Source organism: Variovorax sp. OV084, from assembly GCF_900111625.1.
Lineage (GTDB): Bacteria > Pseudomonadota > Gammaproteobacteria > Burkholderiales > Burkholderiaceae_C > Variovorax.
In genome coordinates, this window is sequence record NZ_FOII01000005.1 from 1 (window position 1) to 12,653 (window position 12,653).

The 12,653-nt window shown below is 63.2% G+C and carries 11 protein-coding genes and 1 pseudogene; 4 read left to right on the forward strand and 8 right to left on the reverse strand.

What is annotated here, in order from left to right:
- The first annotated feature begins 306 nt into the window (after positions 1 to 306).
- Together BMW87_RS15125 and BMW87_RS35095 are read left to right on the forward strand one after the other, a co-directional pair.
- Positions 307 to 816, forward strand: a complete 510-nt coding sequence (locus tag BMW87_RS15125; protein WP_093058073.1) for a DUF1993 domain-containing protein — start codon at positions 307 to 309, stop codon at positions 814 to 816.
- Positions 817 to 870: 54 nt separating this feature from the next.
- Positions 871 to 1,044, forward strand: a pseudogene (locus BMW87_RS35095) (hypothetical protein); the annotation flags it as partial.
- 57 nt (positions 1,045 to 1,101) lie between these two features.
- Here BMW87_RS35095 and BMW87_RS15130 read toward each other — a convergent pair.
- Together BMW87_RS15130 and BMW87_RS15135 are read right to left on the reverse strand one after the other, a co-directional pair.
- Positions 1,102 to 1,665 (reverse strand): hypothetical protein, encoded by a 564-nt coding sequence (locus tag BMW87_RS15130; protein WP_093058072.1) that lies wholly within the window; start codon positions 1,663 to 1,665, stop codon positions 1,102 to 1,104.
- Positions 1,666 to 1,895: 230 nt separating this feature from the next.
- On the reverse strand, positions 1,896 to 3,056 hold the full coding sequence (locus BMW87_RS15135; RefSeq protein ID WP_093077193.1) for an IS30 family transposase: 1,161 nt from the start codon (positions 3,054 to 3,056) through the stop codon (positions 1,896 to 1,898).
- Positions 3,057 to 3,622: 566 nt separating this feature from the next.
- On the opposite strand from BMW87_RS15135, the gene BMW87_RS35480 reads away from it, so the two are divergent.
- Together BMW87_RS35480 and BMW87_RS15145 are read left to right on the forward strand one after the other, a co-directional pair.
- Positions 3,623 to 4,093: a toll/interleukin-1 receptor domain-containing protein gene (locus tag BMW87_RS35480; RefSeq protein ID WP_256216779.1), complete on the forward strand. Its 471-nt coding sequence runs from the start codon at positions 3,623 to 3,625 to the stop codon at positions 4,091 to 4,093.
- A gap of 481 nt (positions 4,094 to 4,574) precedes the next feature.
- The gene (locus BMW87_RS15145) at positions 4,575 to 6,416 is read left to right on the forward strand and encodes a hypothetical protein (protein ID WP_177192779.1); all 1,842 of its coding nucleotides are present in this window, start codon (positions 4,575 to 4,577) and stop codon (positions 6,414 to 6,416) included.
- 147 nt (positions 6,417 to 6,563) lie between these two features.
- Here the strand turns inward: BMW87_RS15145 and BMW87_RS15150 are convergent, their stop codons facing one another.
- From BMW87_RS15150 to BMW87_RS15175, 6 genes are all read right to left on the reverse strand, one after another.
- The gene (locus BMW87_RS15150; RefSeq protein ID WP_093077197.1) at positions 6,564 to 6,812 is read right to left on the reverse strand and encodes a hypothetical protein; all 249 of its coding nucleotides are present in this window, start codon (positions 6,810 to 6,812) and stop codon (positions 6,564 to 6,566) included.
- A gap of 346 nt (positions 6,813 to 7,158) precedes the next feature.
- Positions 7,159 to 7,800, reverse strand: a complete 642-nt coding sequence (locus tag BMW87_RS15155) for a response regulator transcription factor (RefSeq protein ID WP_093077199.1) — start codon at positions 7,798 to 7,800, stop codon at positions 7,159 to 7,161.
- Entirely contained in the window at positions 7,797 to 9,188 is a 1,392-nt protein-coding gene (locus BMW87_RS15160; protein ID WP_093077200.1) for a cache domain-containing protein, read from the reverse strand. The genes BMW87_RS15155 and BMW87_RS15160 overlap by 4 nt, the downstream gene beginning before the upstream one ends.
- Before the next feature lie 59 nt (positions 9,189 to 9,247).
- The gene (locus BMW87_RS15165; protein WP_093077202.1) at positions 9,248 to 10,234 is read right to left on the reverse strand and encodes a hypothetical protein; all 987 of its coding nucleotides are present in this window, start codon (positions 10,232 to 10,234) and stop codon (positions 9,248 to 9,250) included.
- A gap of 44 nt (positions 10,235 to 10,278) precedes the next feature.
- Positions 10,279 to 11,508: an MFS transporter gene (locus BMW87_RS15170; protein ID WP_093077203.1), complete on the reverse strand. Its 1,230-nt coding sequence runs from the start codon at positions 11,506 to 11,508 to the stop codon at positions 10,279 to 10,281.
- A 99-nt stretch (positions 11,509 to 11,607) separates the two neighbouring features.
- On the reverse strand, positions 11,608 to 12,534 hold the full coding sequence (locus BMW87_RS15175) for a VTT domain-containing protein (protein ID WP_256216780.1): 927 nt from the start codon (positions 12,532 to 12,534) through the stop codon (positions 11,608 to 11,610).
- Positions 12,535 to 12,653 lie beyond the last annotated feature (119 nt).

Consider the following 12,653-nt stretch of genomic DNA (forward strand, 5'->3'; position numbering starts at 1 on the left):
GGGGCGTAGACGCGACCAATCCGAAACTTCCATCAGGTTGCGAGCTGTATCCGCGTCGCGCGACCTTCTTGCGCGTTATCACACGGCCTCCAGCGATCGCGGTCTGTCGTGCGTCTGCAATTGACGTCCGCTTCTTGCCAGTGAACTGCCCTTCAACGCGGCTGCTCCGACTACCAGCGGGAAGAAAAGCTAGCCACAAAAGCCGGGGCGATTCAGTTCGCCCTGTGCTGTTAGCCTTACATGGTCGGCAGGGCCCCTGCCACGCCAACTCCGGCCATCGTGCCCAATTTTTGAAGTGAACTCACCATGACTAGCCCGCTGTACAACGCCTCCGTTCCCGTCATGCAGCAGATGCTGCGCGCCCTGTCCGACGTGCTCAAGAAGGCCGAAGACCAGGCGACGCAAAGAAATATCGATCCAAATGCGCTGCTGCAGGCGCGGCTGTTCCCTGACATGTTTCCGCTGGTACGTCAGGTACAGATCGCCGCAGACTTCTCCAAGGGCATTGCCTCCCGCCTGGCTGGTGCCGAGGTGCCGTCCTGGCCCGACACCGAGGTCAGCTTCGCCGACCTGCAAGCGTTGATCGCCAAAGCTTTGGCCCATATCGGCTCCTTCAAGCCTGAGCAATTTGATTCCAGCGAAAGCCGCGAGATCGTATTGCGCCCCGGCACCCCCAAGGAAAAGAAGCTGACCGCAAGCGCATATCTTTTGCACTATGGACTGCCGCAGTTTTTCTTCCACGTGACCACCACCTATGCCATCTTGCGTCACAACGGTATGGAGATCGGCAAGCGCGACTACATGGGTGCCTACTGACCCAAGACAGACAGGCGTTCGGCCACTCTGGCCACTGCCGCTCGAAGTGCAAACGTGCACGGCAACCCCAATGTGTTGACGCGCGACATCGGCACCTCATCACTGGCGCAGGGTTGCGTGGGGCAATTCACCACGGTGCAGGTCGAGCGCTACGATGTCGTGCTGCCACCGATTCGCGCCTTTGAGCCACCAATGACGGTCCTCCGAGGGGCCTTCATCACCCGATGAAGGCCCCTTGAAGGCGCCGCCCTAGAGCCTGGGCCTGCCGGCACTCGAACGCGGTGTTCAACGGCCAGCGTACGGCAGCGACGAGTGATGCACGACGATGCGCAGCTTGCCGGCACCGTCCTTCACGAAAGTCCAGGTCTTGTCGACCGTGGTGACCTTGCCGTCCGGGTCAGTGAACAGCACGTTACCCAGCGTGCTGGCCACGTCGCCGTGGATGAGTACGGCAGTGTTGGCAATCTCGCATTTAGTCCAGCCCTTCAGGGCGAAGCCGGTGTCGTTGGGAAAGGCAGGGTTGCCGCCCACGAAGTACGCCAGCGCGCCGTCGCGAGCGGTGCGGAAGGTCTGCGGCGATGTCGTGAGCGTCGGCTTGAACAGCACTGCGCCCAGTTGGTAGGCGTAAGCGCTGTCGATGACCTTCTCGGCCAGCGCCCTGGCGGCCGGCTGCCCTCCGCTGGAATTCGCAGCGCTGATGTCGACCAGCGCCTTGCACCAGGCCTGCTGGGCCCCCAGGACTTCCGCTTCCGTGATGCTCCGGTCGACGACTTTCTCCTTGGCGGCGGCCGTCAAGATTGCCCCTGCGATCAGGAGGCTGGCGATGGCGCTGGGAATGAATTTTTTCATTTGGATCTCCAATTGAAGTAGTTGGATACCGGAGCGGCCGGGTGGGTCGAGCCGAGACCCAAAGTGCATCAATACGACATGCACAAGGCATGATGCGCCGGCTGATTTGCTCTGAGTAAAAGATGCAAATGAAATGAATGGTTGTGCATTCGCGAGATAGCCAGGCGTGCAGGCCGGTCTCGCAACAGTCTGAAGCGGGCGCACACGAAGGACGGCTATGCAGGGCGGATTCAACCGGTCGATGCAACACATTCGCTGAACATCTCAGCGGGTGTCTGGAAACCGAGCGTCTTGCGCGGCCTCTCGTTCAATTGTCTCGCGATCGCGTTGAGCTGGCGCTGTGAGAAGCCTGCGAGGCTCACGCCCTTGGGCATGTACTGCCTAAGCAAGCCATTGGTGTTCTCGTTGCTTCCGCGTTGCCATGGGCTTTGCGGATCGCAGAAGTAGACCCGGATGTCGGTGGCCATCGTGAATTTCTTGTGCGCGTGCATCTCCGTGCCTCGATCCCAAGTCAGTGACTTGTAGAGCTCCTGCGGCAGTTTGCGGGCGTTCTTGATGAGTGCATTGACGACCGTCTGCGAGTCCTTTCCATCCAGCTTCACCAACATCACGTATCGCGTTTGACGTTCAACCAATGTCGCGATCTGGCTGTTGCCACTGCCAAAGACCAGGTCGCCCTCCCAGTGACCAGGCACTGCTCGGTCTTCAACGCAGGCGGGCCGCTCACTGATCGAAACAGCATCGACGATCTTCCCGTGAATTGCCGTCTTCTGCGTGTAGTGGCGTGACCGGCGCATTCCACGGGTGCGCCGCAGGTGCTCCAACAACTCTTTCTTCAAGGCGCCACGCGCTTGAATGAACAGACTGCGGTAGATGGTCTCGTGTGACACGTGGTGGCTCTCGTCGCACGGATAAGTATGCCGGAGCCAACCTGCGATCTGTTCCGGCGACCAAAGCACGCGCAGCTTGTCCATCACGATGCGAGCCAATGTGCGGTTCTCACTCAGCTTGCAACGCTTGGGACGTCGCGCTCGATCCCAAGTCGCTTCATCGGCCAGGCTGGCACGGTAGCCATCGCTACCACCGTTGCGCTTGATCTCTCGACTGATCGTCGATGGTGCTCGCCCCAGTCGCGCTGCAGTGGATCGAATCGACTCGCCTGCCATCATCGCCCGCGAGATCTCCTCGCGCTCGGCCAACGTCAATGCAGTCGATGCGCGCGATCGCTGAGGCGGCCGGAATCCGCCCGTTTCCGCAAGTATTCGATGGATCGACGTGTGAGGCCGATCGAAGAGTTTGCCGATCTCATGCAACGTCCAGCCTTGCTTCCAGCGCTCCCACATCAGTGCCTTCTGACTGCCTGAATAGTAGATTCTTGGTCGCCGCTTCATCTGCAACACTCCTTCCGCCTATGCGGTGGTTAGTGTGTTGCATCGACCGGTTGAATCCGCCAGCGGTAGCGGTCGCTCGGCTCGATAGATGCGAATGACCGCAAGCTGCCGCTCTGAGGCCACTCCCAGCGAGGCTGGATCTTGTACCTTTAGCTCCGCTTATCGCGTGCACGAATCGCGGCTCCACAAAATGAGCGGCACGAGAGGCGCCGGAACTGTCCGCGCATTTTTACAGAGAGATCTAGTGCAGATTCCCCAAAACATGTGATTCCAGGACAGCGGTCGCCAGCGCTAACATCACTCACATGTCTAGATGCACAGCACCAGTCGAGGGCCATCGCTCAGCGAGCGCTGCAGCGGCTTGCCCTGCATGCCGTGGCCGGTATGGCCGCTCCAGCGGCTACAGCAGCTACGGTTCGTACTCGTCCCCGTCCTACTCGTCGTCGGGCAGCAGCGGGGGAGGCTATAGCAGCGGCGGTGGAGGTAGCAGGTCCAGCGGCGGAGCAAAGCCACGTTGGTCGCGAGCCGGTTCGTCCGTCTCGTACACGCCTGCCCAAGTACAGTCGTTGACGCCAGTCCGTAATGCCGTTGAGACGAAAGCAGCGGAGCAGCCTGACCTTCGCGACGTCTTCCTGTGCCATGCGTGGGACGACCGACAGGGCGCCGCCAAGCAGCTGCACGATTTGCTCGAGGCGGCGGGTGTCAAAGTCTGGTTCAGTGAGAAGGACCTTGGCCTAGGCGTGCCGATGATGCGCGCCATTGACAAGGGCTTGGCGGCCTCGCGCATCGGGCTCGTCCTAGTGACCCCTGCGCTCCTGGCCCGCCTCCCTAAAGAGAGCGTCGCCGACAAAGAGCTTTCGGCCCTCCTTGCGGGTAACCGGCTCGTCCCCATCGTGCACAACACGACGTATGAGGCTCTCCGCAATCTCAGTCCCTTGCTTGCCTCTCGAAGCGGCCTAGACACTGCAGAAGACTCAATGGCAGTAATTGCCACCAAAATTGCCGAGCTGGTCGCCGTTGAACCGGTCGCGAGCTAAATACGGCTGGTTTCAACCGCCTGTGGCCCCCTCAACTTGAAGCTGGGTCACACGATCCGTCGGCCCATCGGCCCATCGGCCCATCGGCCCATCGGCCCATCGGGGTCGAGTCTGGGCATGGCGGCGCCTATGCTAATGGGCCGGCGGTGCTACTAGCGCAGGTAGCATCCCTGTGTACTTAGCCGACCTGGGCAATGCTGTGACCCTGCCGAGAAACCTAACTGTTGAACTGCCATTGGCAGATCGTTTCGCCGAGCTCTATCGAGAGGCCGGGCGGTACCCGCTAGCGGCAGTGCCCCACCACCGCTACCAATGGCTTTTTGGGATAGTTCGATCGATCTTGGTGCCGCACACGATGCCAACTGGGCCAGACGACGACGGCCTCCAGGGTTGGCCGAGAGCGTCAGTGTTGCGGCGTGACTTGCTGACGCAGCTAGTCTTCGCGGAAGTACTGCGCACTGAGGATACGGCTCCGCTGCGCTTGGCTGCACCGCTGCTCTTCGATGCGCTGCGAGACACCCGCCACTTCGTAGATGCGTTGGTCCCGATGGAAGAGGGGCAGGTGCCTTGGATCGAGGCGATTCGGTATATCCGGGCCTATGAAACGCAGACGTCACCGCACTGGTCCCCACGGCACGTCAGCAGAGCGAACGCCGCTAGGTTTTTCGCGAACAAGGGCATCCCAATCCAAGTTAGCGGAACGGAAATAGGAACGCCGGACGTCCAGGGGAGCCGAAGCATCGCTCAGACCGTACGTGTGCCTTTTGGTCGCCTCGGCTCCCTGGCGATGGAGTTTCTGCAGCAGACGTTCGAGCGACGCTACGATCCTGTGCGGAAGCATGTCAATCTCCACCCCGAGCTCTCAATGATGAGCGAGAGGATCGAGCCGTCGATCCCGCTCGGCTATCTATATCGCATAGCGCTCCAACACCTTCACGTGCCGCCTGCGCGCATGGGGCGAAAGCAATTGCTCGATAGCGCGCTCACCGCGTCTCGCCACTTGGGCGCCCTGGTCGACGCGGAGCCGTGGTCAGCCTTCGAATCTCTGGGTGACCACTATCCCGCCGACGTCATCCGTTCGCTTGGACGGGTCGTACTCTATGACCAAGTTTTCGCGTTGCCTCAGATGCGTCAGCCAGTGGTCGAGGCATTGCTTCGCGACGTGGTCGTGCCGGTAGCAGACCAACTCCCTGGCGGGCCAGTTTGGAGACCGGACCATATCCTGGCCTTGTTATTGGTGCTGCGAGGCATGGCAGAAAACCCCTGCCAAGGCACCGTTGTGCAACGCAGTGAGGTCGAAGCGCGACTCGCCGCGCGGCTGTTCGACCGACACGCGGCAGAGATGCTGGTGCATACCTTTTCCCTGGACCGACCTTGTCGGAACTACTACTCGCCAGGCCATGGCAGCGACGCCGAGGCCTTGGAAGCGGCGCTAGTCCAGCTCGACGGCAGCAGGCTGTGGATTCCTCCGGCGGCTTTCCTGGGGGCCGCGTTCTACCAGCGGGCCTTTCGCCTACTGGCCAACGGCAGGTCCAACTTCAACACCGAAGTCGGCAGGAGGTTCGAACTGCACATGGCGGAGCGCCTCGCGCAGCGAGGCATTCTGTGCCTGTGGGGTGTTATGAAGCGCGGCCGCCAAGTCACCGGCGACGTAGACCTTGCTATCGAGACAGACCGCCACATCGTGCTGTTCGAGATGAAGGCCAAAGCCTTGCGCACCGAGTCAAGGGCGAATGACACAGCCACCTTTTTCATCGACATCGCTGAAACACTGGTGCATGGTGTGACGCAGCTCTCGAAATGTGAACTACGCCTCCTTCAGGAAGACTCGATAACGCTTCCCAACGGCGTCCTTGAGTTGCGCGGGCGCGAAGTGCTCAAAGTGGTCCTTACCATCGCGGATTTCGGTGGTCTCCACGACACGATGACGATGCGTCGCGGGCTTGAGGCACTAGCGGGCGTGGAGATTGCCCTGACGAATGCATCAAGTTCCAGTCAAACGCGTCGTGTTGGAGCAGGCAATCGGGACCTCGTTGGCCTACGGTCGGTTCTGTCAAAACTGGTCGCGGTTGCCCACAATCCGTACCGCGAACACCCCTACGACAATATCTTTTTTCACAACCTTGGCTTCATCGAAGAACTGCTACAGCATTCCGCCACGGGCGAGGAGTTGGTCGAGAATCTACGATCCGTCAGCCGCATCAACTTCTCGACTCGCAACCCGGGGTTCGAATTTGAGCAACTGCGCAGGATCCGTGCCCAGGCCACCGCAGAGCAGCAGCTAAGTACGATGCCGACTTATCCGGTATCACCGACGGTGTAGCCGGGCATCCTGGCAGCAGTCATTCATCGCTGAAGGGGTGACTGGCCGCTTCCAGCACCAGCGGTCGTTCGCGAACCAAACTCGAGAGACCGCAACCAGTCTGAAGCAGCCCTGGACACCCTGCAAAGCATCTAGCACCGAGCCCCGTCACCCACCCCCACTCTCCTGAAACAACTCCACCGCCTCCCGCGCCAAATCAGAAGCAATCCAAAGCAGATTCTCCCGATGCGCCTCTCCCGCGTCCTGGAACCATCCGTCCCCTGCGCCGTAGAAGCACCACAGCAGTGAGTTCAACTGCTCCAGCTTGTTCTCAAGAAGATCGGACGGATCCCGTGTCGTGGCGGTCGCGTCCGCAGATGCCGGCCTCGCAGGCCCGGCCATAATTCGTTCAGCCATTTGGTGTGCTCTCTTTCCAAAGTTAATGCACGTCACTTGGTTAGACGGTCAAGGTGTTCGCGCACCTTGGCCGTCGCCTTTTGTGCCTCACGTTCGCATCGATGCATGTCGCACCAATGGCCCGCCGTGAAGCGAAGCGGTTCATTCATTCATCCGGTTGTTGGTGTTGGTTGTGTATGCCGCCTTCCTCACCCACATAGCGGGTCGTTCAATCACAGGGGCATTCACTGTAGAGAAAACCAGCCCGGCGCAGGAAGAAACTTCTGCCGAGAATTTCTCGAATAGCTCAGGTATTCGCCGTGCCGCAGCGCCAATACACAAAGCTCTGACAGTCAGTCGCTGAAGCTCACGAGCGCTGCCCGAACTCCCGCGCATGCTCCACCGCGTACTTGATGAGTTCCGCCTGCCCCTCGATGCCCAGCCGCCGCTTGATGCTCTGCCGGTGCGCCTCCACCGTGCGCACGCTCAGCCCCAGGTCGCGGGCAATCTGTTTGCTCGACTCCCCTCGCCCCAGCGCCGAAAGAATCTCGCTCTCGCGCGGCGTTAGCAGGGGCCGGGGCTCCTGCGTGCGAAACAGCTTCTTCGACACGGCCGGGCTCAGGAATGTGCCGCCGCCCGACACGGCCTCGATGGCCGCGACTATCTCCGCCGCGGGCGCGTCTTTCAGCACGTAGCCGCGCGCGCCCACCTGCAGGGCCTTCTGCACGTACTCGGGGTTGTCGTACATGCTGAGCATCACGATGTGCGTCGCGGGCTGGCGTTGCAGCAGCAGGGCCGCGAGCTCGATGCCGTTCATATCCTTCATGCCGACGTCCATCAGCATCAGGTCGGGCTGCACGCTGTCTACCTGCGCCAGCGCTTCAGCCGCGCTGCCGGCTTCGCCGACGATCTCCAGGTTGGGCATGGAGCCGAGCCGGGCGCGCAGGCCATCTCGCACCAGCGGATGGTCGTCGACAAGAAAAAGCCTGATGGTCTTCGTCGTCGTCATGTTATGGATGCGGGCGCTTCTTCGGCTGCCCTCGCGCTGCGGGTCGGCACTTCGGCCTCGATGGATGTGCGCCCGGCGTTGCTGCACATGATGAGCCGCCCGCCAATGGCTTCCATGCGCTCGCGCATGTTGCGCAGGCCAATGCCGCGCCGGGGGTCGAGCTGCACGGCCTGTATGTCAAAGCCGGTTCCGTCGTCGCTCACTTCGAGCCGCACGCCTTCTTCTTCGTCGAAGTGCAGCGCAATGTTCACGTGCTGTGCATTCGCGTGCTTGCGCACGTTGGTCAGCGCCTCTTGCGTCAGGCGGAAGAGCGCGGTCTTCACTTCGGGCTGCAGCTCGAAAGATTCGCCGCCCATCATCATCGATGCGTCGACGCCGCCCTCTTCCCTGAACTCGTCGACCAGCCGTTCCAGCGCGGCGGGCAGGCCCAGGGTGTCGAGCAAGGCGGGGCGCAGCCGGTGCGATATGCGGCGCACTTCAATCAGCGAATCGTTGAGCCGCTGCAGCGCCTTGGCCAGCGCGGGCGGCGTGGGCTGCCGCTGGCGGTCGAGCGATTCGACGGCCGATTCGATCAGCAGCTTGGCCGACACCAGCGTCTGGCTGGTGCCGTCGTGCAACTCGCGCGCGAGGTGGCCGCGCTCTTCTTCCTGCGACTGCACCACGCGCCGCGCGAGCAGGCGCAGCTTGGCTTCTGCGGTGCGGTGCTCGCTAAGGTTCAGCAGCAGGCCGGCGGCGCTGACCACGCCGAGGCACAGCGCGGCAATGCCGGCTATCCACAGCAGGGTGGCGGTAACGTTGGCGTTCATCTGCCGGTCGAGGGTGTCCATGGTCGACTGGATGTCGTCGAGGTACAGGCCGGTGCCTACCATCCAGTTCCAGCGCGGCATGGCGGTCACGTAGCCGAGCTTGGGCGCCATCTGCGCGCTCGACGGCTTGCGCCATTCGTATTCGATGTAGCCGCCGCCGTTTTCTTTCGCGCCCTTTATCAGCTCCTGAATGGTGTAGCGGCCGCGCGAGTCGCGCAGCTCCCACAGGTTCTGGCCGACCAGCTCGGGCTGGCGCGAGTGCATGAGGGAGTTGCCCTCCAGGTCGTACACGAAGAAGTAGCCGTCGTCGCCGTAGTTGAGCGAGGCCAGGCGGCGCAGGGCCTCGTTGCGGGTGGCTTCGTCGTCCTGGCCCGATTCGTACAGCGGCAGCAGGTTGCTCACGGCCAGTTCGACATAGCTGCGCAGCTCGCTACGGCGCTGGTCCATGTAGCTACGCTCGATGAGGGCTCGCTCGCGCTGGGCGAGGTCATGCTCCTGGTGGCGCACCGCGAGGGCCACCAGCACCAGTGCGATGAGCAAAGGTGCAACGGCCAGCGCAACGATCTTGGTGCGGAGATTCATCGGGTGGCAAGGCTACCACTGAGCACTTTCGCCCTGGCTCCCCCGTGGGGCCCGGGCGTTCAGCCTTGCGGGTTCATCGCAGGCAGCAAGCCTCGATCGCTCAAGGCGTCCAGCAACGCCTCCTGATCGGCTCCGCCTTCCAGTATCAGATCGAGCCTCTTTCCAGACTCCGGGCGAACGGTCAGGAAAGTGAATTCGTAGCCGATACCGCTCGCACGGCGACGGCTGACGCGCGCTCGCAGCAGGTCGAATTGCCAAGCACCGTCGATGCTGCGCAGCCGCGTGCCGTCGAGTTCGAAGGCTCGCACTCGCGAATGCGAAAAGGTGCTGATCTGCGAGACAGGAATGGCCCAGACCAGCCACGCGATCAGTGGCATGAGCACGCAGAGGCCCACCATGGTTTTCATGAATCCTGCATCTGACACGTTGAGGAGCAACGCGATGCCTGCGGCGCCAGCCAACGCATACCCCGCCCAGATCCAGGCGAGAAAGCATCGCCAGCAAAAAACCATGGCGCGGCTTTGCAGAGTGCCCGTGCGCGTTGCCTTGACGCTGCTTCTCAGCGCGAGATAGTGGTTGATGACCGGCGCCAGTTCATCGACAGGTGCCGTCAGCATCAGCTTCTTGAATGGCCGTGTGTGAACGATCAGATAGTTGTCGCTGTCGGGAATCCCTTCGAGGGTCAGCACGTCGATCCAATCGACATGGCCAAGCCCTTGCACGGAGAAACCGCCTTCGCCGACGTCGACGTGGGTGCATTCGTTGAACGGCTTTGCCCGGCCTTTGGCCGATTGCAGCCAATGCGTCTCGACCCAGATCCATGCACGCACGACGAACACCAGGCCCACCAGCCACAGCGCGATGAACGCAAGCATGATCACCATGCCAAGCGCGATGTACCACCCCTTCGCATCCGGGTCGATAGCCCACGACGCCGCACCGACGATCAATACGGAGTACGCCGTGCAGAGCAGCAAGATGGGCCAGATACCGCTCGCGTCGGTTTGGGTTACCTGAATGGACCGCGAAAAAATCGGCGAGCTCATTGAATGCAACGCAAAGCGAACGAGTCTACGGTCGTTTGCGTCTGCTACCTGCCGACGGGCACGGCCGAAGGTTGCTGGCGGAACTCGGTCGCGTAGTAGAGCAGCGCCAGCAGCGCATAGCCGCCGCCCAGCAGGCACAGGCCGCTCCATCCGTGGAAGGCATACACCGCCGCTGCAATGCCCGAGGCCACTGCCGCGCAGATGAAGATGAAGGTCATGAACAGCCCGTTGAGCCGGCCGCGCAACTCCGGCGCCAGCATGAACAGGCTGCGGAAGTTGAGCACCTGGCACAGCTGCACCGCCCCGTCGAGCAGGATGCCCGCCGCGACCAGCCCGGCCAGCGAGTGGTAGTGCATGGCGATTGCGCCGAGCACGAAGGAAAGCAGTGCGACGACGATGGCGGCTCCTGTGGCGGGCCGCGTCAGCCCCTTGTCGGCCAGCCGGCCCGCCAGCGGTGCCATCAGCGCGCCGGCAGCACCGGCCAGCGCGAACAGCGCAATGCCGCGCTGCCCCATGCCGAACTCATGCACCAGCGCCAGCGGCACGGCCGTCCAGAAGGCCTGGAAGCCGGAGAACATCATTCCCTGGTAGAAGCCGCGCCGGCGCAGCAGCGGTGTGTTCCACACGATGCCGGGCAGCGAGGCCATGGTGCGCGCGTAGCCCACCGAGGCATGCGGCTGCCGCTGCGGCAGCACGCGCCACAGCACGGCGATGAGGGTGGCCATCAGAACGGCCGACAACCAGAACACCGCGCGCCAGCCTAGCGCCGAAGCCACCACGCTGGCAAAGGGCCGCGCCAGCATGATCCCGCCCAGCAGCCCGGCCATGATGTTGCCGACCACCTTGCCGCGCGTGGCCTCCGGCGCGAGGTGCGAGGCGAAGGGCAACAGCACCTGCGCCGCGACCGCGCATGTGCCAACCACGAAGGAGGCAGCCAGGAAGGTAACGGCCGAGTCCGAGAGCGCAATGCCCACCAGCCCGATAACCGCGCCGAACAGCGCACCGACGATGAGCCTGCGGTTCTCGACCACGTCGGCCAGCGGCACCAGCAGCAGCAGGCCGGCGCCGTAGCCGAGCTGGGTAAGCGTCATGATCAGGCCGGCCAGCCCGGCGTGCAGCTGCAGCGTGTCGGAGATGGGGCCGATCAGCGGCTGGGCGTAGTAGATGTTGGCCACGCACAGGCCGCAGGCGATGGCGAAGACCAGCGTGAGCGCGGGCGTGAGGCCTGTTGCGGTCGAAGCGGCCGGAGAGGCTGTGGGAGCGGAAGAAGACACGAGGAGTCCCGGTTGCCAGTTGCGAAGGGGGGTGGGCTTAGGGGTTAACCCGAAGCCCGGGCACCTTAGCACGCAGGGCCGATTTCTGCAGGCGCGAGGTCAGTCCACGCTGGTGGGCCGGCCCGAGGCCACCCATGCGTCGAGCCCACCGGTCAGCGGCAGGGCCCGCCGCGCACCGCGCGCCAGCAGCACGCGTGCAGCCTGCGCGGCCGACACCTCGTTGGGGCAGTTGCAGTACAGCACCACGACGCGCCCGGATGCATGCGACAGGTCGAGGCTGCGCTGCTGCAGCGCCTTGAGCGTGTACGCCTCTGCACCCGGAATGCGGCGCGGGTCGACCTGCATGCCGGCCTGGCCGCGCACGTCGATCACCAGCGGTGGCTCTTCCCCGTTCAGCAAGTCGTGCAGCTCTTCCACCGAGATGCGCGGCATGCCCGTGAGCCGCATGAAGGCGCGCCGGCGCCAGTAGCGCACCGCGAGGATCACCAGCAGCAGCACGCCCAGCGCAGCAGTGGCGATGCCGCCGGCCTGCGCCATGACGGCCAGCACTTCCTGGATCTGGTTGCGGAACACCCAGCCCAGCCCGAGGAAGAGGCCCGTCCAGACCAGCGCTGCGCCAACGTCGAAGCCGATGAAGCGCCGCACCGACATGCCCAGCGCCCCCGCCATGGGCGGCGCCACCACCGACACGCCCGGCACGAACTTGGCGGCCACGAGCGACATGCCGCCCCAGTCGGTAATGAGCGATTCGCCGCGCCGCACGCAGGTGTCGGGCGACAGCGAGATGCGGCACAGCAGGCGCATGAAGCGGTAGCCGAAGCGCCGTCCGGCATAGAACCACGCACCATCGCCCAGCAGGTTGGCGACGACCGCGGCCGCCACCACGCCAGGCACCGAGACGTCGCCCGCCGCGAGCAGTGCGCCCGTCACCACCAGCACCGCGGCCGCCGGCACCGGCAGCCCGAGGCGTGCGGCAAAACTGGCGGCAAACACCACCAGGATCGCGTTCTGCACGAGCAGGGACATCAGCTGCGCCATGGCTGCCCTTGTCCGGATGCTGGATGAATTTGCGGTGGTTGCGTGCGGTTCATGCGAACCGCGATTCTCGGGCATGGCCCAAGAACGTACTGGGCACAGGCCATTGG

Coding starts and splice junctions, on each gene's coding strand:
- BMW87_RS15130 (WP_093058072.1), bottom strand. CDS start 1,665: ATGAAAAAATTCATTCCCAGCGCCATCGCCAGCCTCCTGATCGCAGGG.
- BMW87_RS15125 (WP_093058073.1), top strand. CDS start 307: ATGACTAGCCCGCTGTACAACGCCTCCGTTCCCGTCATGCAGCAGATG.
- BMW87_RS15135 (WP_093077193.1), bottom strand. CDS start 3,056: ATGAAGCGGCGACCAAGAATCTACTATTCAGGCAGTCAGAAGGCACTG.
- BMW87_RS15155 (WP_093077199.1), bottom strand. CDS start 7,800: ATGACGACGACGAAGACCATCAGGCTTTTTCTTGTCGACGACCATCCG.
- BMW87_RS15160 (WP_093077200.1), bottom strand. CDS start 9,188: ATGAATCTCCGCACCAAGATCGTTGCGCTGGCCGTTGCACCTTTGCTC.
- BMW87_RS15175 (WP_256216780.1), bottom strand. CDS start 12,534: ATGTCCCTGCTCGTGCAGAACGCGATCCTGGTGGTGTTTGCCGCCAGT.
- BMW87_RS15150 (WP_093077197.1), bottom strand. CDS start 6,812: ATGGCTGAACGAATTATGGCCGGGCCTGCGAGGCCGGCATCTGCGGAC.
- BMW87_RS15165 (WP_093077202.1), bottom strand. CDS start 10,234: ATGAGCTCGCCGATTTTTTCGCGGTCCATTCAGGTAACCCAAACCGAC.